Source organism: Cellulomonas sp. ES6 (assembly GCF_030053835.1).
GTDB lineage: Bacteria > Actinomycetota > Actinomycetes > Actinomycetales > Cellulomonadaceae > Cellulomonas.
The window spans coordinates 3,431,108-3,454,448 of record NZ_CP125655.1 but is presented as its reverse complement, the minus strand read 5'-3'; the positions used below and the strand labels follow the sequence as shown (position 1 = coordinate 3,454,448).

Below are 23,341 nucleotides of genomic sequence, written 5' to 3'. Positions count from 1 at the left end.
CGTCCCCGGCGCCGGGCGCCCGGTGCCAGACTGGAGGGCATGGCCACCGAACCCGCTCCCGAGACCTCGCCCGCCGCCGCCCCGTCGGAGCAGACGCTCGCCGACCGCGGCCAGAACCGCAGCCAGCGCCCGTCCTCGGCGGCGTTCCTGGACTGGGTGACCTCCGGCTGGGCGGAGCGCCCCGCGAGCACCGCGGCGCCCGCGGACGTGGCGCCGTTCACCGCCGCGCGCCGCGCCCGGCTGGCCGCGCAGTTCCCCGGCGAGCGCCTCGTGGTGCCGGCCGGCGCGTACAAGGTGCGGTCCAACGACACCGACTACCGGTTCCGCCCCCACTCGGCCTTCGCCCACCTCACGGGCCTGGGCGGGGAGCAGGAGCCGGACGCGGTGCTGGTGCTGCACCCCGCCGCGGACGGCGAGGGCGACGAGCTGCCCGACGGCACCCGGTCGACGCACCGCGCCGTGCTGTACATGCGCCCGCTCGCCGGCCGGGACACCGAGGAGTTCTTCTCCGACTCCCGCTACGGCGAGTTCTGGGTGGGCCCGCGCCCGACCCTCGAGGACATGCAGACGGTCACGGGCATCCGCACCGCGCACAGCGACGAGCTGCGGGACGCCCTCGCGAAGGACGTCGGCACGGACGGCATCCGGCTGCTGGTGGTGCCGGAGGTCGACGAGGCCGTCGAGGCCGTGGTCGAGGAGATCCGGGCCGCCGAGGACGCGGGCGAGCGGGACGCCGCCCTGGTCGAGGCGTTGTCCGAGCTGCGGCTGGTCAAGGACGAGCACGAGGTCGGCGAGCTCCGCGCGGCCGTCGCGGCGACCGTCGCCGGGTTCGAGCAGGTCGTGCGGCGGCTGCCGGAGGCCGTGGCGCACCGGCGCGGCGAGCGCGTCATCGAGGGCACGTTCCTGTCGCAGGCCCGCGTCGAGGGCAACTACGTGGGCTACGAGACGATCGCCGCCGCGGGCGCGCACGCCACGACGCTGCACTGGACCGACAACGACGGCCGGGTGCGCGAGGGCGAGCTCGTCCTCATCGACGCCGGCGTCGAGGTCGACTCGCTCTACACCGCGGACGTGACGCGCACGCTGCCGGTGACGGGCACGTTCACCGAGGCGCAGCGTCGCGTCTACCAGGCGGTGCTCGACGCGGCCGACGCGGCGTTCGCGGTCGCGGTGCCCGGCAACCGGTTCCGGGACGTGCACGCGGCCGCCATGGAGGTGATCGCCGCCCGCCTGGACGAGTGGGGCATGCTGCCCGTCCCCGCCGCGGAGTCGCTCGCCCCCGAGGGTCAGCAGCACCGCCGCTGGATGGTGCACGGCACGAGCCACCACCTCGGTCTCGACGTCCACGACTGCGCGCAGGCGCGCCGGGAGATGTACCTGGACGCGGTGATCGAGCCCGGCATGGTGTTCACGATCGAGCCCGGTCTCTACTTCCAGTCCGACGACCTGCGGGTGCCGGCCGAGCTGCGGGGCATCGGCGTGCGGATCGAGGACGACGTGCTGGTCACCGCCGACGGCAACGAGAACCTGTCGGCCGCGCTGCCCCGGCGCCCGGAGGACGTCGAGGCGTGGATGGCGGGCCTGCTCGGCCGCTGACCCCGCACGCACGACGGCCCGGCTCCCCCGCGGGGGTGCCGGGCCGTCGTCGCGTCAGCCCGACGTGCCGCGCGAGGGCGGGACGTCGGGTGCCGGCGGCTGCTGCTCGCCCTCGGGCTGCGCCGGGGGCTGCGCGGCCGGCGGCTGCGCGGTCGGCGGCTGCGGGGCGTACTGGCCGTAGCGCGGCTCCGCCGGCGGGGCGCCGGCGCCGGGCGCGTACTGCCCGTACCGCGGCTCCGCGGGCGGGGTCGGCGCGCCGGGGGCGGGCGGCACCGGCGGCACCGGGCCGGCGTGGCCGGGGACCGGGTGGCTCGCCGACGGGTCCGACGGGGGTGCACCGAACGGGGCGGCGGGCGGGACCGGCGTCCGGCCCTCGCCGACGCGCACGCCACCGACCTCCCGGAGGAGCTGCCGCGCGTCCGCCGCCTTCTCGGACTGGCAGAGCACCGCGTACTGCGACGCGACGATCTGGCTCTGCGAGGTGAAGTCCCGCTTGCCGCCGGTGAACGAGTAGAAGATCACCGAGAACAGCAGGCCGAAGCCGCCGCCGACCAGCACGGACGTCAGCAGGATGCCCGCGTTGCTGCTGGTGAGCAGGAAGAGCAGGCCGACGAAGACGCCGAACCACGCGCCGGAGCCGAACCCGCCCATCGCCACCCGGGCGTAGGTCAGCCGCCCGGTGACGCGCTCGACCATCTTGAGGTCGGTGCCCACGATCGTGACGAGCTGGACCGGGAACTGCCGGTCGGACAGGTGGTCGACCGCCTTCTGCGCCTCGAGGTAGGTGCCGTAGGACGCGACCGTCTCGCCCTGCGGCAGCGTGGGCGTGCGGGGGACGCGGGTGGCTCCGGAGAACGACATGCGCCCATCCTCGCCCAGCGCGGGCCCGACCCGCCAGGCCTGCGGGGCGATGCGCAGGCACTTCATGGCCGACGTCCAGGTCACGCCCAGCCTCGCCCCGGGTCGCGGTCGTGGCGCGCGCCCGCCGACCCGGCGTCTACTCTGAGCCCGTGAGCGGATCCGCGACCCGGGTGTTCGTCGCGCGGCTCGCCGGGACCTCCGTCTTCGACCCCATCGGCGACCAGGTCGGGCGTGTGCGCGACGTCGTCGTGCTGCTCCGGCCCAAGGGCGCGCCGCGCGCGGTCGGCCTGGTGGTGGAGGTCCCGGGCCGTCGGCGGGTGTTCGTGCCCCTGACCCGGGTGACCGCGGTCGACGCCGGCCAGGTCATCTCGACCGGCCTGGTCAACATGCGCCGGTTCGAGCAGCGGCCGTTCGAGACCCTCGTCGTCGGCGAGCTGTTCGACCGCACGGTGCAGCTGGCCGACGGCTCCGGGGCGGCCACCGTCGAGGACCTCGCCATCGAGCGGCAGCGCAACGGCGACTGGGTGGTCACGAAGGTGTTCGTGCGCCGCCACCGCGCGGGCCGCGCCGGGCTGCTGCGCCGCCGCGGCGAGCCGGAGCTGCTCGACATCGAGGAGATCACCGGGCTGGCCCGCACCAGCGACCAGCAGGGCGCCGCGCTGCTGCTCGCCCAGTACGACGAGCTCAAGCCCGCCGACCTGGCGGACGTGCTGCACGACCTCGGCACGCGCCGGCGGCTCGAGGTCGCGGCGGCCATGGACAACGAGCGCCTGGCCGACGTGCTCGAGGAGCTGCCCGAGGACGACCAGGTCGCGATCCTCTCGGGCCTGGAGCGCGCCCGCGCCGCGGACGTCCTCGAGGCGATGCAGCCCGACGACGCCGCCGACCTGCTCGGCGAGCTGCCGGACGACCAGGCGGCCGAGCTGCTGGAGCTCATGGAGCCCGAGGAGGCGCGCGACGTCCGGCGCCTGCTCGCGTACGAGGACAACACCGCGGGCGGCCTCATGACCACCGAGCCGGTGATCCTCGGGCCGGAGACCCCGATCGCCTCGGCCCTGGCGCACGTGCGGCGGCGCGACCTCACGCCCGCCCTGGCGTCGATGGTCTTCGTCGTGCGCCCGCCGCTGGAGACCCCCACCGGCCGGTTCATCGGCGTCGTGCACCTGCAGCGGCTGCTGCGCGAGCCCCCGCACGAGGCGATCGGCACGGCGGTCGACACCGACATCGAGCCCGTCGGCGCCGACGCCCCGCTGCTGGCCGTCACGCGCCGGCTGGCCACCTACGACCTGCTGGCGATCCCCGTGGTCGACGCCGACCGCCGGCTGCTCGGCGCGGTGAGCGTCGACGACGTGCTCGACCACCTGCTGCCCGAGGACTGGCGCGAGACCGACGAGGAGGTGCAGCCACCGTCCGGTGCGGTGCCCGTCGTCGTCCCCGGGGGCCCGAGTCCGAGCCCGGCACGGAAGGGAGGCCGTCATGCCTGAGCGCCTCGACACGCCCAAGGCCTCCCGCCGCCAGCTCCTGCCCCGCCTGCAGGAGGACGCCTTCGGCAAGGTCTCCGAGGGCATCGCCCGGTTCATGGGCACCCCGCGGTTCCTGCTGTGGCTGAGCCTGTTCTGCGTCGCGTGGCTGGTGTGGAACTCGTGGGGCCCCGAGGACCTGCGGTTCGACTCGGCGCGCAACGGGTTCACCGCCCTGACGCTCATGCTGTCGCTCCAGGCGTCGTACTCCGCGCCGCTCATCCTGCTCGCGCAGAACCGCCAGACCGACCGCGACCGCGTGCAGGCCGAGCAGGACCGGCAGCGCGCCGAGCGGAACCTCGCGGACACCGAGTTCCTCGCCCGGGAGATGGCCGCGCTGCGCATCGCGCTGTCCGAGGTCGCGACCCGCGACTTCGTCCGCTCGGAGCTGCGCAACCTGCTGGAGGACCTGACCGAGGACCGCGCGGCGGCCCCGGACGAGGACGACCCGCCGGCCTCCCGGGAGGGCGCGGCGGCGGACGCCCGGCCCGCCGCCGGCCCGACGCCCTGACGGCGCGCCCGCCCGCCGCACCTACGATGGACGGCATGCCACCCGTCCTGGACACCCGAGACCCCGAGGCCGTCGCCGCCGCCGTGCGCGAGGCGCTGACGCGGGTGGTCGACCCCGAGATCCGCCGCCCCGTCACCGAGCTCGGGATGGTGCGCTCGGTCGACGTCGACACGGCCGCCCCGGGCGGCACCCGCGTCACCGTGGGGATCGACCTGACCACGGCCGGCTGCCCGCTGAAGGACACGATCACGAAGGACGTCACGTCCGCCGTGCTGGCGGTCGAGGGCGTCGCGGACGTCCGCATGGCGCTCGGCGTCATGAGCCCCGAGCAGCGCGCCGCCCTCACCGAGCGGCTGCGCGGCGGGCCGGAGCCGGTGATCCCGTTCAGCAAGCCGACCTCGCTGACGAAGGTGTTCGCGGTGGCCTCCGGCAAGGGCGGGGTCGGCAAGTCCTCGGTCACGGCGAACCTCGCGGTCGCGATGGCCGCCGACGGGCTGCGGGTCGGGGTCGTGGACGCCGACATCTACGGGTTCTCGATCCCCCGGATGCTGGGCGTCACCCAGCCGCCGACCCGGGTGGACGAGATGCTGCTGCCGCCGATCGCCCACGACGTCAAGGTGATCTCCATCGGCATGTTCGTCCCCCCGGGCCAGCCGGTGGTGTGGCGGGGGCCGATGCTGCACCGCGCGCTGCAGCAGTTCCTGGCGGACGTGTTCTGGGGCGACCTGGACGTGCTGCTGCTGGACCTGCCGCCCGGGACCGGCGACATCGCGATCTCCGTGGCGCAGCTCCTGCCGGGCTCGGAGCTCGTCGTGGTCACCACGCCGCAGCCCGCCGCGGCCGAGGTGGCGGAGCGGGCCGGCTCCATCGCGACCCAGACCCGCCAGGGCGTGGTCGGCGTCGTGGAGAACATGGCGTGGCTGGAGCAGCCGGACGGGTCGCGGCTGGAGCTGTTCGGCGCCGGCGGCGGCGCGCGCGTCGCCGAGGGGCTGTCGCGCTCCACGGGTGGGACCGTGCCGGTGCTGGGTCAGGTCCCGCTCGACGTGCGGCTGCGCGAGGCCGGCGACGGCGGCACGCCCGTCGTGCTGACGGCCCCGGACTCCCCCGCCGCCGTGGCGCTGCGGGGCGTCGCGCGCTCGCTCACGGCGCGCTCCCGGGGGCTCGCGGGGCGCTCGCTCGGGCTGACCCCGGTCGGGCGGTAGCACCGACGCGCCCGCCGGACCCGCGCACGTGCGCGGGGCTGTTGGTTCGTGTGCGGATCTGGTGGATACTGTCGCCGTGCTCGCCAGCCAACGCCAGGACCGCATCGTCGCGGAGGTGCGCGCCCACGGCGCCGTCCGTGTGGCGGACCTCGTGGAGAGCCTCGACGTCTCCGAGATGACGGTCCGCCGCGACATCACCGAGCTCGACCGCGCCGGCCTGGTCCGCCGGGTGCACGGCGGCGCCGTCGCCCCGGACGGCGCCGGCCGCCCCACCGACGAGCCGGGCTTCGAGGCGAAGTCCGGCTGGGCCACCGCCGAGAAGGAGGCGATCGCCCGGCTCGCCGCCCGGACGGTCGAGCCCGGCCAGGCCGTCGCGCTCTCGGCGGGGACCACCACGCACCTGCTGGCGGAGCGCCTCGCCGCCGACGCCGCCCTGCGGCCCCTGACGGTCGTGACGAACTCCCTGCCCGTCGCGCAGACGCTCCACCGGGCCGCCCCGGGCGCCGGGCCGCTCGACGTGATCCTCACCGGCGGCAGCCGCACCCCGTCGGACGCGCTCGTCGGCCCCGTCGCCGACGCGGCGCTGTCGACCCTGCGGGTCGACCGCCTGTTCCTCGGCGTGCACGGCCTCGACGAGTCCGGGCTCATGACGCCGAACCTCGCCGAGGCCGCCACCGACCGAGCGCTGCTGCGGTGCGCCGCCGCCGTCACCGTGCTCGCCGACCACACCAAGTGGGGCGTCGTCGGGCTCGCGCGGATCGCCCCGCTCACCGAGGTGGACGTGCTCGTCAGCGACGACGCCCTGCCGGGCCCCGCCCGCGCCGTCCTCGCGGACACCGGCTGCACCCTGCTCGCGGCGACCCCCGCCCCGTCGAAGGAGATTTGACGCGTGACCGTGACCGACCCCGCGCCGACCGTGGACACCGACCTGCTGACGCCGGGCGTCCGCCGCACCCGCACGTCGATGGCGGACGGGCGGGAGCTGCTCTACTTCGACGACTCGGAGCCGTACGTCTCCGGGGCGGCCACGCGCCGGCTCGACGACCCGCGGCCCCTGCCGGACCGGTTCGCGCCCGTCGTCGGCCCCGACGGGGTGGCGCGGCCGGTGACCGGCCCGGAGCTGCGCCGCGACCCCCTCACCGGGGACTGGATCCCGATGGCGGCCCACCGCATGAACCGGACGTTCCTGCCGCCGGCCGACGCGAACCCGCTGGCCCCGGCGCGGCCCGGCGCGGCGTACCAGGACGGCGAGGTGCCGGACACGGACTACGACGTGGTCGTCTTCGAGAACCGGTTCCCGTCGCTGATGGCGGTCCCCGGCGTCCCGGACGTCGTGACCCGGGCGGACGGCGAGGAGCTGTGGCCCACCCGCCCCGCCGCCGGTCGCTGCGAGGTCATCTGCTTCTCCTCGGACCCCACGGCGTCGCTGCGCACGGTGTCGCCGCGGCGGATGCGCACCGTCGTCGAGGCGTGGGCGGACCGCACCCGCGCGCTCGGCGCACTGCCCGGCATCGAGCAGGTGTTCGCGTTCGAGAACCGCGGCAAGGAGATCGGCGTCACGCTGCACCACCCGCACGGGCAGATCTACGCCTTCCCGTACCTCACCCCGCGCACCCGGGCGATGCTCGAGCAGGCGCGCGTGCACGCCGAGCGCACCGGCGGCCTGCTCGGCCGCGACGTGCTGGACGCGGAGCTGCGGCACGGCACCCGCGTCGTGCTGGAGTCCGAGCACTGGGTGGCGTACGTGCCGTTCGCGGCGCGGTGGCCCGTCGAGGTGCACCTGGCCCCGCGCCGGGACGTGCCCGACCTGCCGGCCCTCACGGACGCCGAGCGCGACGACCTGGCGGTGACCTACCTGGAGCTGCTGCGGCGGCTCGACCTGTTCTTCGTCGACCCGGACGACGGGAGCCCGATCGCGCTGCCGTACATCTCCGGCTGGCACCAGGCCCCCGTGCGCGAGGGCCGCGACCTGTCCCGCCTGCACCTGCAGGTGTTCTCGGTGCTGCGCGCGCCGGGCAAGCTCAAGTACCTCGCAGGAGTGGAGTCGGCCATGGCCGCCTGGATCAGCGACACGACGCCCGAGCGGATCGCCGCCCGCCTGCAGGAGGTGGCCCGGTGACCGCCCCGGTGCAGGTGCCCGCCTGGGAGCCCGCGGACGGCGCCGAGCGGGTGCGGGCGCTGTTCACCGAGGCGTTCGGCGACGAGCCGGACGGGACGTGGTCGGCGCCCGGCCGCGTGAACCTCATCGGCGAGCACACGGACTACAACGGCGGCCTGTGCCTGCCGTTCGCGCTCCCCCACCGCACCTACGTGGCGGTGCGCCGCACGGACGCCGGCACGGTGCGGCTGGTGTCCGCGCAGGAGTCGGCCGACGTCCGCGAGGTCACGCTGGACGACGTGGCCCCCGGCACCGTCGACGGATGGCCCGCCTACGTGGCCGGGGTCGCGTGGGCGCTGCGCCAGGCCGGCGAGGACGTCGGTGGGTTCGACATCGCCGTGGACTCCTGCGTGCCGTACGGCGCCGGGCTGTCGTCGTCCGCCGCCCTGGAGTGCTCGGCCGCGGTCGCGCTCGACGCCGTCTTCGCGCTCGGCCTCGCGGGGTCGCTCGCGCGGCCGGACGACGCCGGGCGGACCGCGCTCGCCCGGGCGTGCATCCGCGCCGAGAACGAGATCGCCGGCGCGATGACCGGCGGCATGGACCAGTCCGTGTCGCTGCGGGCGCGCGACGGGCACGCGCTGCTGCTCGACTGCCGGGACGGCGCCGTCCGGCACGTGCCGTTCGACCTCGCCGCGCACGGCCTCGCGCTGCTCGTCATCGACACCAAGGCGGAGCACGCCCTGGTCGACGGGCAGTACGCCGCCCGCCGCGCCGCGTGCGAGCAGGCGGCCGCCGTGCTCGGCGTCCCGACGCTGCGCGAGATCACCCCGGACGGGCTCGGGGACGCGCTGGCGACGCTCGCGCACGGCACCGGCCCCGTCGGCGAGGGCTCGGACGACGCCGAGGTGCTGGTGCGCCGGGTGCGGCACGTGGTCACGGAGATCGCGCGGGTCGAGGAGTTCGTGTCCCTGCTCGACGCCGGCCGCGTCGCCGAGGTCGGCCCGGTCATGGACGCGTCGCACACCTCGCTGCGCGACGACTACGAGGTGTCGTGCCGGGAGCTCGACCTCGCCGTGGAGTCCGCCCGCGACGCGGGGGCCCTCGGGGCCCGCATGACCGGCGGCGGGTTCGGCGGGTCGGCGATCGCGCTCGTGACCGCCGACGCGGTGGACGACGTGGCGGCGGCGGTGGCGGGCGCGTTCGCGGACGCCGGGCTGCACGCTCCCGCGTTCCTCGTCGCGACGGCGAGCGGCCCGGCCGCCTGACGCGCCGCTCCCCCCGCCCGCTCAGCCCCCGCCCGCTCAGCCCCCGGCCGCTCAGCCCCCGGCCGCGGCGGAGGCCGCCGTCCCTGCCGCCGGCGGCTCCTGCGTCGCCCGGCCCGCCGCCCGTGCGGCGTCCTCGTGCAGCGCGAACAGCAGCGAGTAGGGCCGCCCGCCGGGCGTCGGACGCCGGGCGGCCAGCTCCTCGAGGAACCCGTCGACGCGCTCCAGCAGCTCCGCGTGCTCCTCGGCGCTGAGCCGCACCCCGAGCCGCGTCATCCGGACGGTCGCGGGGTCGGCCTCGTGCAGCTCCTCCAGGAACGTGCTGACCATGACCTGCCACATGCCGGGGAACTCCGGGGCGTGCCACGACCGGCCGGTCGCCCGGTAGGGCACCTCCCGCGACCCGCGGGCGCCGCGGCGGACGGGCTCGGCGGCGAGGAAGCCGCGGTCGACGAGGGTCCGGACGTGGTGCAGCACGGTCGCGGGGTTGCGCCCCAGACGCTCCGCGATCTCCCGGTTGGTGAGCGACTCGTCGAGGCACAGGCGCAGGATGCGCAGGCGCACCGTGGAGGCGAGCGCGCGCGCGTCGGCGTCGAGCTCGGCCGTGCGGTCGTCGGGCATGGCTCGATCCTACCCACTGATTGACTTATCCCAATCAGTGGCGCCATGCTGGCGGCATGACCTCCCCCGGACCCGCCGGCGCCCCCGGCCCCGCGCCCGCCGTCGAGGCCCCGCCCCACCGGTCGCTCGTGCGGCACGCGGACTTCCGCCGGCTCTGGGTGGGCGACGCCCTCGGCCAGCTCGGGGCGCAGCTGACGGCCCTCGCGCTGCCCGTCCTCGCCGTGCGCGAGCTCGGCGCCAGCGAGTGGCAGATGGGGCTGCTCACCGCGGCGGAGACCGCCGCGTTCCTCGTCATCGGCCTCCCGACGGGCGCCTGGGTCGACCGGATGCGCAAGCGGCGCGTGCTGATCGTCGCGGACCTGGTGCGGGCCGCCACGCTCGCGGTCGTCGTCGCGCTGGCGCTCACCGGGCACGCCTCGATGGCGACCCTGTACGCGGGCGCGCTCGTCATCAGCGCCGCCACCGTGTTCTTCGACGTCGCGCACCAGTCGTACGTCCCGGGACTGGTCGGTCTGGCGCACGTCGGCGAGGGCAACGCCAAGCTCCAGGCCACCCAGTCGGTGGCGCAGGTCGCCGCCCCGGCGGTCGGCGGCGCCCTGCTGCGGGTCGTCGCCGCACCGCTGCTGATCGCCGTCAACGCCGTGACGTACCTGGTCTCGGCGTTCGCCGTGGGGCGCATCCGGCAGGTCGAGACGCTCCCCTCCCCGGAGCACCGCCGGCCCCTGCGGGCGGAGATCGCCGAGGGGCTGGGCTTCGTCCTGCGGCAGCCGCTGCTGCGCCGCATCGTCGCGTGCACCGCGCTGGGCAACCTGTTCGGCGCGGTCTCCGGGTCGCTGCTCGTGCTGTACGCCCTGCGCGACCTCGGGCTCGACGAGGCCGCGTACGGCACCGTGCTGTCCGCGTCCGCCGTGGGCGGCCTGCTCGGCGCCGTGGCCTCCGACCGCCTGGTCCGGTGGGTCGGCGAGGGCCGGGTCATCCCGCTCGCCGCCCTGGCGTTCGCCCCCGCGACCGCGCTCGCCCCGCTCGCCGCCGCACTGCCCCTGCCGCCCCAGGCGGTGCTCGTCGCCGCCGGCGGGCTGCTGTCGTTCGCGGTGGTCGTCTACAACGTCGCGCAGGTGAGCTTCCGGCAGCGCGTCTGCCCGCCGCTGCTGCTCGGGCGCATGAACGCGTCCGTGCGCTTCATCGTCTGGGGCACGAGCCCGCTCGGCGGCCTGCTGGGAGGCTGGCTCGGGCACACGTGGGGCGTCGTGCCCGCGCTCTGGGTGGGGGCCGCCGGCACCCTCGTCGCCGCCCTCCCGGTCCTGCTGTCGCCCCTGCTGCGGATGCGCGAGCTGCCCGGCGCGCCGGCACCGGACTGACCCGCCGCGAGGGCCCGAGACCACGTTCCTGCACGTCAGCGACACGCCGGACGGCTTGCCGCCCTCCACGGGCCGGTGCACCATGTCGGGCGTGCTCCGCCTGATCCTCGCTGCCGCGTCCGGTGTCCTCGCCTCCTCCGTCGTCCTGATGGCGATCGGCGTGGGGGACGGGGGGATGCCGTGGCTGCTGCCCGTGGCGGCCGTCGTCAGCGCGCTCCTGCTGGCGGTCGTGGGCATCGGGACGTCGATGGCCGGGGTCCACGCCGCGCGCCCGGCCGACGTCGAGGCCGCCGGGCGGGAGAACCGCATCTCCCTCGCCCGGGTGCTCAGCACCCGGGCCACCGGCACCACCGTCAACGACCAGCCGCTGTGCGACATCCGCCTGGTCGTCGCCTCCCGCACCCGCCCCGCCTACACCACGACGACCCGCGCGCTGGTGAACCTCGGCACGCTGCCGTCGCTGCAGAGCGGGGCGGTGGTCGTGGTCGCCCAGCTGCACGCCGACCGGCCGGACGTCGTCCTGCTCGACCCCGCCCCCGCCGAGTGGCAGGAGGCCGCGGAACGGGACACCACCGTCGCCCGGCTGCCCGAGGCGCCGGTGTGGGAGGCCGCGCCGGCCCGCGGCCGCGACGGCCGGGGCCTGCTGCGCATCCCCGCCGTGCTGCTCGTGCTCGCGTTCCTCGCCGGCTTCGTCGGTCGCGCGTGGCCCGAGCGCTCCGTCGTGACCGCGCTCCTGGACGGCTCCTCGCTCAGCGACGCCGTCGCGCAGCGGGAGCGGGAGCGGGCCGAGGCCGCGAGCATCTTCCCGGCGGACCGCACGCAGCAGGTCGTCGACGACCTGCTCGCGGAGGCCGACGGCGCGCAGTTCACCGACCTCGTCCTGTTCCAGACGTACGTGGTGGCCGAGGCGCTCACGTCCCCCGGGGCGCAGACGACCGACCGGTTCGTGTGGCGCGACGGCCGCGCCTCGCGCGACGGTGCCGCGACCATCCAGCCGGACCCCGCGGAGCTCCCCGACGAGCTGTTCGACGTCACGCAGGTCGACTGGTCGGTGGTCGAGTCCCTGACCGGCCGGGCCGCGGAGCTCACCGGCATCGACGACGAGGACGGCCCGACGGTCAGCGTCCGGCGGTCGACCACCGACGAGGGCGCGCCGCTCGAGCTCGTCGTGACCGTCGGCGACGACTACTACGACGCCTTCCTCACGGCCGACGCGTCCGGGACGATCACCGAGATGCGCGGGGGCGTCCCCGGCTCGGCGTCGGCGACCTGGACGCCCGAGCAGGCGGGCTGAGCCCGGGCCGGCCGGTCGCGCGGTGCGCCCGCCGCCGGGACGGGCCGTCCCCGCGGGCCGCTCAGAGGTCGTAGGCGACGACCACCGGCGCGTGGTCGCTGAACCGTGCGTCGTACGTCGCGGCGCGGTCGATCTCCACCGACCGCACGCGGTCCGCCAGCCCCGGCGTCGCGAGCTGGTAGTCGATCCGCCAGCCGGAGTCGTTGTCGAACGCCTGCCCGCGCCACGACCACCACGTGTACGGCCCCGGGCCCTCACCGCCGTGCTCCCGGCCCAGGTCCCGCCAGCCCTGCTCGTCGAACCACACGTCGAGGTACGCCCGCTCCTCCGGGAGGAACCCGGCGGCCTTGCGGTTGCCGCGCCAGTTCTTGATGTCCACCTCGCGGTGGGCGATGTTGAGGTCCCCGGCGACGACCGCGTCGTGCTCCCCGCCCGCGAGCTCCGCGAGGCGCTTGGTCATGACGTCGAGGAAGGCGAACTTCTCGTCCATCTTCGGCGTCCCGGCCTGGCCGGAGTGGACGTAGGCGGACACGACGGTGACCAGGCCGCCCCCGGGCAGCTCGAGGTCGGCCTCCACCCAGCGCCCCGAGTCCGCCGGCACGCCCGTGCCGATGCCGATCCGCACGGCGCTCATCGGGAGCCGGGACGCGATCGCGACGCCCGCCCGGCCCTTCGTCTCGCTGGCCTCGTGCGCCAGGTCCCAGCCGTCCGCGGCCAGGTGGTCGGCGAGGATCTCGTCCGACGCGCGCACCTCCTGCAGCAGCAGCACGTCCGGCCGGCGGGTGGCCAGCCAGTCGCCCATCCCCCGCTTGAAGGCGGCCCGGATCCCGTTCACGTTCGCAGTCGCTACCGTCAGCACGCGGACCATCCAACCCCATGCCACCGACACGCCCGCCGGCCGCGCGGGGTCGCACGGGGTCGCGCGGGGTCGCGCGGGTGTCGCGTTCGTCTCGTCCGGCGCCTCGTCCCTGGTGGGCCCGGCCGCGCGGTGGTGGGATGGCCCGGGACCTCCGCAACCACCCGAGGGGACGGACGATGGACAGCGCACGCACCGGCCTCGACCCCGCCGTGGACCGCCGCACGGTGGCGGACCTGCGCGCGGCCGGCGGCCTGAAGTGGTCGCTGTTCCCGGACAGCATCGGGGCGTTCGTCGCCGAGTCCGACCTGGGGACCGCGCCGGCCGTCCGGGAGGCGCTGCGGGAAGCCGTCGAGCGCGAGCGGTTCGGCTACCTGCCGCCCGCGCTCGCCGACGACCTCGCGGAGGCTTACGCCGGGTGGTCCGCCGACCGGTACGGCTGGCAGCCCGACCCCGCGCGTGTGCGCCCCGTCGGCGACGTCATGGCGGCGTTCCGGGCCACCGTCCGGCACCTCACCGCGCCCGGGTCGACCATCGTCCTGCCGACCCCCGCGTACATGCCGTTCCTCACCGTGCCCGCGACCCTCGGCCGGCGGGTCGTCGAGGTCCCGCTCGTGCCGGACGGCGGCCGGCTCGTGCACGACCTGGACGCGATCGGGCGGGCGCTCGCCGACGGCGGCGGCCTGCTCGTGCTCTGCAACCCGCACAACCCGACCGGCCGGGTGCTGGACCGCGAGGAGCTGCTCGGCCTCGCGCGCGTGGCCGACGCGCACGGCGCCCGGGTGTTCGCGGACGAGATCCACGCGCCGCTCGTCTACGCCGGCCGGCGGCACGTGCCGTACGCCTCGGTCGACCCGGTCGCCGCGGCCCACGCGGTCACCGCGACGTCGGCGTCGAAGGCGTGGAACATCCCCGGCCTGAAGTGCGCCCAGGTGGTGCTCGGGTCCGACGCGGACGCCGCCCGCTGGCGGGAGGTCGGCGAGGAGTACGAGCACGGCGCGTCGACCCCCGGGGTCCTGGCGAGCACCGCCGCGTACACCGACGGCGGCCCGTGGCTCGACGGCCTCCTGGAGTACCTCGACGGCAACAGGCTGCTGCTCGCCGACCTGCTGGCCGAGCAGCTCCCCGCCGTCCGCTACACCCCGCCGGAGGGCACCTACCTGGCCTGGCTCGACTGCCGCGGCCTCGGCATCGGTGACCACCCCGGACGGCACTTCGCCCGCGGCGGCGTGGCGCTGACCGACGGCCCCGCGTGCGGGCGGGCCGGCCGCGGGTTCGCCCGCAGCACGCTCGCCACGCCGCGCCCGGTGCTGCGGGAGACCGTGGCGCTGCTCGCCGCGTCCGTCCCGCCGCCCGCCTGACCCCGCACCGCACCCCCGAGGCCCGAGGAGGCCCGATGTCCGTCCCCCACCCGGCCGGTCCCGCGCACGACGCGGCGCCCGGTGTCCCCTCCGGCCCGGCCCCCGCCGGGAGCGCCCTGACCGTGGAGTCGGCCGGCGTCGACATCATCGCCGACGCGGACCGCAAGGGGACCCCGCGCCAGCTGTTCTGGCCGTGGTTCGCGGCGAACGTCTCCGTGCTCGGCCTGTCCTACGGCGCCTGGGTGCTCGACTTCGGCGTGTCCTTCACGCAGGCGCTCGTCGCGAGCGTCGTCGGCATCGTGTTCTCGTTCCTGCTGTGCGGCGTCGTCGCCCTGGCCGGCAAGCGCGGGTCCGCCCCCACCATGGTGCTGTCGCGGGCGGCGCTCGGCGTCCAGGGCAACCGGGTCGCCGCCGTGCTGTCCTGGCTGCTCACGGTCGGCTGGGAGACGATCCTCACCGCGCTCGCGACGCTGGCCACGGCCACCGTCGTCGAGGCGCTCGGCTGGGGCGGCGGCAGCGGCGTGCAGGTGATGGCCCTCGTCGTCGTGGCGGCGCTCATCATCGCGGGCGGGGTGTTCGGCTTCGACCTCATCATGCGGATGCAGACCGTCATCACGGTCGTCACCGCCGTGCTCACGGTCGGCTACGTCCTGCTGGTGCTGGACCACGTCGACACCGCCGCGGTCACCGCCCTGCCCGCGGGGAGCGCCCAGGCGTTCATCGGCGCGCTCGTGTTCATGATGACCGGGTTCGGGCTGGGCTGGGTCAACATGGCCGCCGACTACTCGCGGTACCTGCCCCGGCACACGTCCGGCCGCGGCGTCGTCGGGTGGACCACGTTCGGGGCCTCGCTCGCCCCGGTGGTCCTGCTGGTGTTCGGCCTGCTGCTCGCGGGCTCCGACCCGGAGCTGCGGACGGCGATCTCCGCCGACCCGATCGGCGCGCTCACCACGATCCTGCCGACCTGGTACCTGGTGCCGTTCGCGGTGGTGGCGGTGCTCGGCCTCGTCGGCGGGGCCGTGCTCGACATCTACTCCTCCGGCCTCGCGCTGGTGTCCACCGGGCTTCCCGTGTCCCGGCCCGTCGCGGCCGGCATCGACGGCGTCATCATGGTGCTCGGCACGGTCTACATCGTGTTCGGCTCGGACACGTTCTTCGGGGTCTTCCAGGGCTTCCTCATCACGCTCGGCGTCCCCGTCGCCGCCTGGGCCGGGATCATGCTCGCCGACGTCCTGCTGCGCCGCCGCGACTACGACGACCTCGACCTGTACGACCCGCGCGGCCGCTACGGCCGGGCCGCCGGCGCGCCGCTGACGCTGCTCGCGGCCGGCACCGTGCTCGGCTGGGGGCTCGTCACCAACGCGTCCGCGGCGTGGCTGTCCTGGCAGGGCTACCTGCTGGGCGCGGTCGGTCTCGGCGGCAAGGACGGCGCGTGGGCGTACGCGAACCTCGGCGTGCTCGTGGCGCTGGTGGTCGGGTTCGCCGGGACGCTGCTGCTGCGCCGCGGTGCGGTGCGCCGGCAGGAGGCGCTGCCGCCGTCGGGGGCGGGAGCGGACGCGGGCTCCAGCGCGGGGGCGGCGCGGTGACGGCCGGGCTCGGGCGGGCCGCCGCGGACGGCACCACGTCACCGGGCGGGCACGACGCCACGTCGCCCGGCGGGCACGACGCCACGTCGCCCGGCAGGCACGACGCCACGTCGCCCGGCAGGCACAGCGCCACGTCGCCCGGCAGGCACAGCGCCACGTCGCCCGGCGGGCAGGACACCACCTCGCCGGGCGGGCAGGACACCACCTCGCCGGGCGGGCAGGACACCACCTCGCCGGGCGCGCCCGCCCCGACGGGCGGGTCCGGCGCGGCGCCGGGGCGGGCGGTGCTGGTCGTGGTCGACATGCAGCCGGTGTTCGCCGACCCGGGCAGCCCCTGGGCCGCGCCGCGGTTCGCCGAGGCGCTGCCCGTCGTGCGGTCGCTCGCCGAGGCGGCCGGCGCGGACAGGACCGTGTTCACGCGGTTCGTCGCGCCCGAGCACCCCACCGGCGCGTGGGTGGCCTACTACGCGGACTGGCCGTTCGCCCTGCAGCCCGAGGACGCCCCGGCGTACGCGGTCGTCCCGGAGCTCGCCGACCTCGCGGCGCGGGCCCCGGTCGTGACGGCCACGACGTTCGGCAAGTGGGGCCCCGACCTCGCGGCCCACGTGGGCCCCGGGGACACGATGCTGCTGACCGGCGTCTCCACCGACTGCTGCGTGCTGTCCACCGCGCTCGCCGCCGCGGACGCGGGGGTGGCGGTGCGCGTCGTCGCCGAGGCGTGCACCGGCGCCGACGACGCGTCCCACGCCCGCGCGCTCGACGCGATCCGGCTGTACGCCCCGCTGGCCGACGTGATCGACGCGACCACGGCCCGCGCGGTCCTCGCGACGACGTCCGCCTGACCGCGCGACCCCGGCCCCCCCCGCTCGCCCTCCGCACACCCCGCACCCACCCGCACGCGCACGCCGAGAGGCCAGGACACGCCGACGCGCAGCCGCGAAACCGGGCGTGTCCTGCACTCTCAGTGAGCCCGGTGCACGCAAGCGTCGCTGCAGGTGTCGGGGAGGACTGGTCGCCCGCGCACGCGCACCCGCACGCGCCGGCGCGCGCCGAGAGTCCAGGACACGCCGGCGCGCGGCCGCGAAACCGGGCGTGTCCTGGACTCTCGGTGAGCGCGGTCCGCGCAAAGCCTCGCGGAGGCGTCCGAGGGGCTGGTCGTGCGTGCCCGCCGGCGTCCGAGTGGTGGCGTCAGGCCTGGCGCTCGGCCGCCTCGACGACGTTCGCGAGGAGCATCGCGCGGGTCATCGGCCCGACGCCGCCCGGGTTCGGGCTCACCCACGCGGCCACCTCGGCCACGCCGGCGTCGACGTCACCGGCGATCCGGCTCCTGCCGGTCTCCGGGTCGGACACCCGGGAGACGCCCACGTCGACCACCACGGCGCCCGGCTTCACCAGGTCGGCCGTGAGGATCCCCGGCACGCCGGCGGCAGCGACGATCACGTCGGCGTTGCGGGTGTGCTCGCCGAGGTCGGCGGTGCCCGTGTGCGTGAGCGTCACCGTCGCGTTCACGGCGCGGCGGGTCAGCAGCAGCCCGATGGACCGCCCGACCGTCGTGCCGCGCCCGATGACCGTGACGTCCGCCCCCGCGAGGGACACCCCGTGCCGCGTCAGCAGCTCGATGATGCCGCGCGGCGTGCAGGGCAGCGGGGAGTCGATCTCCTCGTTGACCCGCAGCACCAGCCGGCCCAGGTTGGTCGGGTGCAGGCCGTCGGCGTCCTTGTCGGGGTCGACGAGCTCGAGCACCCGGTTGGTGTCGATGCCCCGCGGCAGCGGCAGCTGCACGATGAACCCGGTGCACGCCGGGTCCTCGTTGAGCCGCTGCACGGCGGCCTCGATGTCCTCCTGCGAGGCGTCCGCCGGCAGGTCCTCGCGGATGGACGCGATGCCGACCTCCGCGCAGTCCCGGTGCTTGCCGGCGACGTAGGACACCGAGCCCGGGTCCTCCCCCACCAGCAGCGTGCCGAGCCCGGGCGTGATGCCGCGCTCCGCGAGCACCGCCACCCGCGCCTTGAGCTCGTCCTTGATCGCGGCGGCCGTGGCCTTGCCGTCGAGCGTCTTCGCCGTCATGTCGCCGTCCCGGTCAGTACTGCTGGAGGCCGGGGTACAGCGGGAACGCGTCGGCCAGCTTGGCCACGCGCGCGCGCAGCGCCTCGACGTCGGCGGCGGCACCGGCGGTCAGCGCGGTCGCGATGATGTCCGCGACCTCGGTGAACTCGGCGTCACCGAACCCGCGGGTCGCGAGCGCCGGCGTGCCGATCCGCAGGCCGGACGTGACGCGCGGGGGGCGCGGGTCGAACGGCACCGCGTTGCGGTTCACGGTGATACCGACGTCGTGCAGGAGGTCCTCGGCCTGCTGGCCGTCGAGCGACGAGTTCCGCAGGTCCACGAGCACCAGGTGCACGTCGGTGCCGCCGGTCAGCACGGAGACGCCCGCGGCGGCGACCTCGGGCGACACCAGCCGGTCGGCGATGATCCGGGCGCCGTCGATCGTGCGCTGCTGGCGGTCGCGGAAGTCCTCCGAGCCGGCGATCTTGAACGACACGGCCTTGGCGGCGATGACGTGCATGAGCGGGCCGCCCTGCTGGCCCGGGAACACCGCGGAGTCGATCTTCTTGGCGTACTCCTCACGGCTCAGGATGAAGCCCGAGCGGGGGCCGCCGATCGTCTTGTGCACGGTGGACGACACGACGTCGGCGTACGGCACGGGCGACGGGTGCAGGCCCGCGGCGACGAGGCCGGCGAAGTGCGCCATGTCGACCCAGAGCTTCGCGCCGACCTCGTCGGCGATCTCCCGCATCGCGGCGAAGTCGAGGTGCCGCGGGTAGGCGGACCAGCCGCCGATGATGACCTGCGGCCGGTGCCTGAGCGCGGCCTCGCGGATCGCCTCCGGCTCGATGAGGAAGGTGTCCGGGTTCACGCCGTACGCGCCGACGTCGTAGAGCTTGCCGGAGAAGTTGATCTTCATGCCGTGCGTGAGGTGGCCGCCGTGCGCGAGCTCGAGGCCGAGGATGCGGTCGCCGGCGCTGGCGAGGGCGTGCAGCACGGCCGCGTTGGCGGTGGCGCCGGAGTGCGGCTGGACGTTGGCGTGCTCGGCACCGAACAGGTCCTTCGCGCGGGCGATCGCGAGGTTCTCCGCGATGTCGACCTGCTCGCAGCCGCCGTAGTAGCGACGGCCCGGGTAGCCCTCGGCGTACTTGTTCGTGAGCACGGAGCCCTGCGCCTGCAGGACGGCGCGCGGCACGAAGTTCTCGGACGCGATCATCTCGAGCGTGCCCTGCTGGCGGGCGAGCTCCCCGTCCAGGACCGCCGCGATCTCCGGGTCCACCTGGGACAGGTTCTGGTCGAGCAGGGGCGTGGTGTCGGCGCTCATGCGTCTCCTCGGCAGTCGGCGTGCGCGGTCGGTCGTCGGCCGCACACCGGTGGTGTGTGGATGACCGCGGGGCCCAGGCGTCCGACCCGACGTCGTGCTGCTCGCGTCGCTCCCCGGTGGTGCCCCACCTGTGCGCCAGTCGCGACCTGCGTCAGCCTAGCAACGACGCCGTGCCGGCGGGTCGGCGGTCCGCCGCTCGGGACGACGCGGGCGCGCACCGCCCGGCCTCACGCCGTGGCCGGGGCCTCCGCGTCGTCGTCCCCGAGGATGCGCCGCAGGTACGCGTACGTGAGGTCCCCGACGGTCTGGTCGTGCTCGTGGGTGTAGCCGTGCTTCTCGTACAGCGCGAGGTTCTGCACCGAGTCGCGCCCGGTGAACACCCAGATCTCCTCCACGTCCTCCGGCAGGTGCGGGAGGATCGCGAGCAGCAGCCGGGTCCCGATGCCGTGGCCCTGCTGGTCGGGGGCCACCGCGAACCGGCCGAGCGTGGCCTTGCGGCCCTCGATGACGACGCGGATGGACCCGACCAGGCGGTGCCCGGCCCACGCGCCGAGCGTGACGACGCCCTCGGCCGCCAGGTCCGCGCGCAGCTCCGACAGGGTCTGCGTGAGGGGCGGGATGTGCGGGTCGTCGTACTGCTGCGCCTCGGTGACGAACGCGGCGCGGCGCAGGGTCAGCAGCTCGCCCGCCTCGGCGTCGGCGACGGGGCGGATGGTCACCTCGGTCTCGCTCATGCACCCCATCGTCTCAGGCCGCGCGCGGCCCCGACCACCCACAGGTCCCGACGCGCGGGTGAACGGCCGCATCCCGGGCGCCGCCGCCCCGCGCGCCGGGCCGCGGGTACCCTCCCCTCGTGTCCACCACCACGACCTCCTGGGTGCTGTCGCTGTCCTGCCCCGACCAGCCGGGCATCGTCGCCGCGGTCGCGGGGCTGCTCGCGGAGCACGGGGGGAACATCACCGAGTCGCAGCAGTTCGGCGACCCGCTCTCGGGGCTGTTCTTCATGCGGGTGGAGGTCGCCGCGGCCCGTACCCGCGAGGAGCTGGAGTCCGCGCTCGGCGCCCTCGCGCCGCGGTTCTCCATGGACTGGTCGCTCGACGTCGCGGGACGCCGCATCCGCACCCTGCTGCTCGGGTCGACGGCCGCGCACTGCGTGAACGACCTGGCGTTCCGGCAGCGGTCCGAGGGGCTGCCGGTCGACATCGTCGGCCTCGTGTCGAACCACACGGCGCTGGCGGACCTCGCGGCGTTCTACGACATCCCGTTCCACCACGTGCCGGTCACGAAGGACACGAAGGCCGCGGCGGAGGCGGAGCTGCTGCGCCTGGTGGACGAGCTCGACGTCGAGCTGGTGGTGCTCGCCCGCTACATGCAGATCCTGTCCGACGACCTGTGCCGGGCGCTGGCCGGGCGGGTCATCAACATCCACCACTCGTTCCTGCCGTCGTTCAAGGGCGCCCGCCCGTACGCGCAGGCGCACGACCGCGGCGTGAAGCTCATCGGCGCGACCGCGCACTACGTGACGGGCGACCTCGACGAGGGTCCGATCATCGAGCAGGACGTCGAGCGCGTGGACCACACCCGCGCCGTCGCGGACCTGGTCGCGCTCGGCCAGGACGTGGAGCGCCGGGCGCTGGCGCGCGCGGTGCGGTGGCACGCGGAGCACCGGGTGCTGCTGGACGGGCACCGCACGATCGTCTTCCGCTGACGGCCCGCGCCGACGCGGCCGGCCGGGGTCGGACCGCCGCGGTCAGATCGCGGCGGGGCGGTGGGGCCGGGCCGTCCGGCCGGTCGGCGTGATGCCGGTGATCGCCGCGATGAGGTCCTCGTAGGACGCGTGCTGCGCGTCGAAGTCGCCGTTGATCCGCCCGAGCCGCAGCACGACGATCCGGTCCGCGACGGCCTGCACGTCGACCATCGAGTGGCTGATCATGACGACCCCGAGGCCGCTCTCCCGCAGCCGCTCGACCATGTTGAGCACCTCGGCGGTCTGCGAGATGCCGAGCGACGCCAGCGGCTCGTCCAGCACGACGACGCGCGGGTTGCCGACCAGGGCCCGGGCGACCGCGACGGCCTGCCGCTGCCCGCCGGACAGCGCGCGGACGGGAGCCCGCACGGACGGCACCCGGGCCGCGAGCTGGCTCAGCACCTCCCACGCGCGCCGCTCCATCTGCCGCTCGTCGAGCATCCCGCCGCGGCGGAGCTCCTGCCCGAGGAACAGGTTCTGGACGACGTCGAGGTTCTCGCAGAGCGCGAGGTCCTGGAACACGGTCGCGATGCCGAGCTCGCGGGCCTCGCGCGTCGACGGGATCGCGACCGGCGTGCCGTCGACCTCGATGTGGCCGGCGTCCGGGGCCAGGGCGCCCGACATGACGCGCGCGAGGGTGGACTTGCCGGCCCCGATGTCGCCGACGATGGCGACCACCTCGTGCGCGTGGATGTCGAGGTCGACGTCGACGAGCGCGCGCACGGCACCGTAGTTGCGGGACACGCCCCGCACCGACAGGACGGGTGTCGTCGTCATCGGACGTCCTCCTCCGCTGCGTCGCTCCCCTGCGCCGTGCTGCACCGGGTCATCCTGCCACTGCCACCGAGCGGGCAATACCGGCGTGGTCGAGCGCCAGGGCCAGGGCCCCGCGCACCTCCGCCGCGGTGCCGAGCTCGGAGACGACCACCTCGACGGGCCCCGCGGTGCTCGGCAGCGTGCGCTGGGCGAGCACGCTGCGGAACGTGTCGAGCAGGATCGGCCCCGCCTCGGCGAGCCGCCCGCCGACCACGACGAGCTCGGGGTCGAACAGGTTGCAGGTGTTGGCCGCCGCGACGGCGAGCGCCCGGCCCGCGTCCGAGATGACGCGCCGGCAGCCCGGGTCCCCGTCCTGCGCGCGGGAGATCACGTCCGGCAGCGTGAGGTGCCCGTGGCTGGCCTCGAGCATCGAGAGCAGCGCGGGCGCGCCGATGAACGTCTCCAGGCAGCCGCGGTTGCCGCAGCGGCAGATCGGGCCGTTGTCGTCGATCGTGATGTGCCCGAACTCCCCCGCCGCGCCCGACCGGCCGTGGTAGACACGGCCGTCCAGGACGAGGCCGCTGCCGACGCCGTGCGACAGGCGCAGGTACAGCACGTGCCGCTTGCCGCGGGCGGCCCCGAGCCGCAGCTCCGCGAGCGCGCCGAGGTTCGAGTCGTTGTCGACCTGCACGGGCACCCCGAGGCGGCGCTCCAGCACCTCGGTCACCGAGACGCCGTCCCAGCCGCGCAGCACGCCGACGGAGACGATGCGCCCGGAGACGGGGTCGACCGGGGCGGGCACGCCGACGCCGACCGCGAGGACCTCCGACATCGTGGCCTCGACGGAGTCGACGAGCTCGGTCAGCAGCAGCGACGCCCGCTCCAGGCCCGCGTCCGCCCGGTGGTCCGGGGGCAGGGGCATCCGCTGGTCCGCGACGATGCGGTGCGCGACGTCCGCGACCGTGACGCGCAGGGACCGGGCGCCGAAGTGGACGCCGCCGACGAGGCCGAGGTTGCGCGCGAGGGTGACCTGCTGGGCGCGGCGGCCGCTGCGGGAGGTGGGCGTGGTGTGCAGGACGCCCGCGCCGGTGAGCTCCTTGACGATGTTCGACACCGTGGCCGGCGACAGCCCCGTGACACCGGCCAGCTCGACCTGCGTGAGCGAGCCACGCTGCTGGACGGCACTCACGATCCGGGCGCGGTTGGCTTCACGGAGTGAAGACTGCGAGCCCGGGGTCACCCGATCAGTGCCCACGGCGTCGAGGATACAGCCGCCACGACCCGCGCCGTGACGCGCGTCGGGCCCGCCCGGGGTGCCTTCACGACGTGACGCCAGACCCTG

21 protein-coding genes and 1 riboswitch are annotated in these 23,341 nt (G+C 75.8%); of the genes, 13 read left to right on the top strand and 8 right to left on the bottom strand.

Annotated features, from left to right (window positions below):
• Positions 1-39 precede the first annotated feature (39 nt).
• On the top strand, positions 40-1,596 hold the full coding sequence (locus P9841_RS16115; protein ID WP_283319605.1) for an aminopeptidase P family protein: 1,557 nt from the start codon (positions 40-42) through the stop codon (positions 1,594-1,596).
• Positions 1,597-1,650: 54 nt separating this feature from the next.
• Here the strand turns inward: P9841_RS16115 and P9841_RS16110 are convergent, their stop codons facing one another.
• A complete protein-coding gene (locus P9841_RS16110) occupies positions 1,651-2,541 on the bottom strand; it encodes a YflT domain-containing protein (protein ID WP_283319604.1) in 891 nt (296 codons plus the stop codon).
• 65 nt (positions 2,542-2,606) lie between these two features.
• Here P9841_RS16110 and P9841_RS16105 point away from each other — a divergent pair, with 65 nt between their 5' ends.
• The 6 genes from P9841_RS16105 to galK all read left to right on the top strand — a co-directional run bounded on the left by P9841_RS16105 (position 2,607) and on the right by galK (position 9,053).
• A complete protein-coding gene (locus P9841_RS16105; RefSeq protein ID WP_283319603.1) occupies positions 2,607-3,941 on the top strand; it encodes a magnesium transporter MgtE N-terminal domain-containing protein in 1,335 nt (444 codons plus the stop codon).
• The gene (locus P9841_RS16100; RefSeq protein WP_283319602.1) at positions 3,934-4,488 is read left to right on the top strand and encodes a DUF1003 domain-containing protein; all 555 of its coding nucleotides are present in this window, start codon (positions 3,934-3,936) and stop codon (positions 4,486-4,488) included. Before P9841_RS16105 ends, P9841_RS16100 begins: the two co-directional genes overlap by 8 nt.
• Positions 4,489-4,523: 35 nt before the next feature.
• Positions 4,524-5,690, top strand: a complete 1,167-nt coding sequence (locus P9841_RS16095; protein WP_283319601.1) for an Mrp/NBP35 family ATP-binding protein — start codon at positions 4,524-4,526, stop codon at positions 5,688-5,690.
• A 76-nt stretch (positions 5,691-5,766) separates the two neighbouring features.
• Positions 5,767-6,576: a DeoR/GlpR family DNA-binding transcription regulator gene (locus tag P9841_RS16090; protein ID WP_283319600.1), complete on the top strand. Its 810-nt coding sequence runs from the start codon at positions 5,767-5,769 to the stop codon at positions 6,574-6,576.
• A gap of 78 nt (positions 6,577-6,654) precedes the next feature.
• Entirely contained in the window at positions 6,655-7,809 is a 1,155-nt protein-coding gene (galT, locus tag P9841_RS16085; RefSeq protein WP_283321985.1) for a galactose-1-phosphate uridylyltransferase, read from the top strand.
• Positions 7,806-9,053, top strand: a complete 1,248-nt coding sequence (gene galK / locus P9841_RS16080) for a galactokinase (RefSeq protein WP_283319599.1) — start codon at positions 7,806-7,808, stop codon at positions 9,051-9,053. Before galT ends, galK begins: the two co-directional genes overlap by 4 nt.
• A gap of 51 nt (positions 9,054-9,104) precedes the next feature.
• On the opposite strand, the gene P9841_RS16075 is transcribed toward galK, so the two are convergent.
• Complete coding sequence (locus P9841_RS16075) at positions 9,105-9,671, bottom strand: ArsR/SmtB family transcription factor (RefSeq protein ID WP_283319598.1); 567 nt, start codon at positions 9,669-9,671, stop codon at positions 9,105-9,107.
• A 56-nt stretch (positions 9,672-9,727) separates the two neighbouring features.
• Here P9841_RS16075 and P9841_RS16070 point away from each other — a divergent pair, with 56 nt between their 5' ends.
• Together P9841_RS16070 and P9841_RS16065 are read left to right on the top strand one after the other, a co-directional pair.
• On the top strand, positions 9,728-11,029 hold the full coding sequence (locus P9841_RS16070; RefSeq protein WP_283319597.1) for an MFS transporter: 1,302 nt from the start codon (positions 9,728-9,730) through the stop codon (positions 11,027-11,029).
• A gap of 91 nt (positions 11,030-11,120) precedes the next feature.
• The gene (locus tag P9841_RS16065; RefSeq protein WP_283319596.1) at positions 11,121-12,323 is read left to right on the top strand and encodes a hypothetical protein; all 1,203 of its coding nucleotides are present in this window, start codon (positions 11,121-11,123) and stop codon (positions 12,321-12,323) included.
• 61 nt (positions 12,324-12,384) lie between these two features.
• On the opposite strand, the gene P9841_RS16060 is transcribed toward P9841_RS16065, so the two are convergent.
• On the bottom strand, positions 12,385-13,182 hold the full coding sequence (locus P9841_RS16060) for an exodeoxyribonuclease III (RefSeq protein WP_283319595.1): 798 nt from the start codon (positions 13,180-13,182) through the stop codon (positions 12,385-12,387).
• A gap of 176 nt (positions 13,183-13,358) precedes the next feature.
• Here P9841_RS16060 and P9841_RS16055 point away from each other — a divergent pair, with 176 nt between their 5' ends.
• The 3 genes from P9841_RS16055 to P9841_RS16045 are packed head-to-tail and all read left to right on the top strand — an operon-like array spanning position 13,359 to position 16,968.
• Positions 13,359-14,540 (top strand): MalY/PatB family protein, encoded by a 1,182-nt coding sequence (locus P9841_RS16055; protein ID WP_283319594.1) that lies wholly within the window; start codon positions 13,359-13,361, stop codon positions 14,538-14,540.
• 35 nt (positions 14,541-14,575) lie between these two features.
• Entirely contained in the window at positions 14,576-16,126 is a 1,551-nt protein-coding gene (locus tag P9841_RS16050) for a purine-cytosine permease family protein (RefSeq protein ID WP_283319593.1), read from the top strand.
• Positions 16,123-16,968, top strand: a complete 846-nt coding sequence (locus P9841_RS16045) for a cysteine hydrolase family protein (RefSeq protein ID WP_349306906.1) — start codon at positions 16,123-16,125, stop codon at positions 16,966-16,968. The genes P9841_RS16050 and P9841_RS16045 overlap by 4 nt, the downstream gene beginning before the upstream one ends.
• Before the next feature lie 346 nt (positions 16,969-17,314).
• Here the strand turns inward: P9841_RS16045 and P9841_RS16040 are convergent, their stop codons facing one another.
• From P9841_RS16040 to P9841_RS16030, 3 genes are all read right to left on the bottom strand, one after another.
• Positions 17,315-18,193, bottom strand: a complete 879-nt coding sequence (locus P9841_RS16040; protein WP_283319592.1) for a bifunctional methylenetetrahydrofolate dehydrogenase/methenyltetrahydrofolate cyclohydrolase — start codon at positions 18,191-18,193, stop codon at positions 17,315-17,317.
• Positions 18,194-18,206: 13 nt separating this feature from the next.
• Positions 18,207-19,496 carry a serine hydroxymethyltransferase gene (gene glyA / locus P9841_RS16035; protein WP_283319591.1) on the bottom strand — a complete coding sequence of 430 codons (1,290 nt, stop codon included), beginning with the start codon at positions 19,494-19,496 and terminating at the stop codon, positions 18,207-18,209.
• 64 nt (positions 19,497-19,560) lie between these two features.
• Positions 19,561-19,649: riboswitch (ZMP/ZTP riboswitch) on the bottom strand.
• Positions 19,650-19,723: 74 nt separating this feature from the next.
• Positions 19,724-20,230: a GNAT family N-acetyltransferase gene (locus P9841_RS16030; protein ID WP_283319590.1), complete on the bottom strand. Its 507-nt coding sequence runs from the start codon at positions 20,228-20,230 to the stop codon at positions 19,724-19,726.
• Between the two features lie 119 nt (positions 20,231-20,349).
• Between P9841_RS16030 and purU the strand changes: the two genes are divergently transcribed.
• Positions 20,350-21,204 (top strand): formyltetrahydrofolate deformylase, encoded by an 855-nt coding sequence (gene purU, locus P9841_RS16025; RefSeq protein WP_283319589.1) that lies wholly within the window; start codon positions 20,350-20,352, stop codon positions 21,202-21,204.
• Positions 21,205-21,246: 42 nt separating this feature from the next.
• On the opposite strand, the gene P9841_RS16020 is transcribed toward purU, so the two are convergent.
• Positions 21,247-22,020, bottom strand: coding sequence for an ATP-binding cassette domain-containing protein (locus tag P9841_RS16020; protein ID WP_283319588.1), 774 nt, complete (start codon positions 22,018-22,020; stop codon positions 21,247-21,249).
• Positions 22,021-22,069: 49 nt separating this feature from the next.
• Positions 22,070-23,188, bottom strand: coding sequence for an ROK family transcriptional regulator (locus P9841_RS16015; protein ID WP_283319587.1), 1,119 nt, complete (start codon positions 23,186-23,188; stop codon positions 22,070-22,072).
• Positions 23,189-23,341 lie beyond the last annotated feature (153 nt).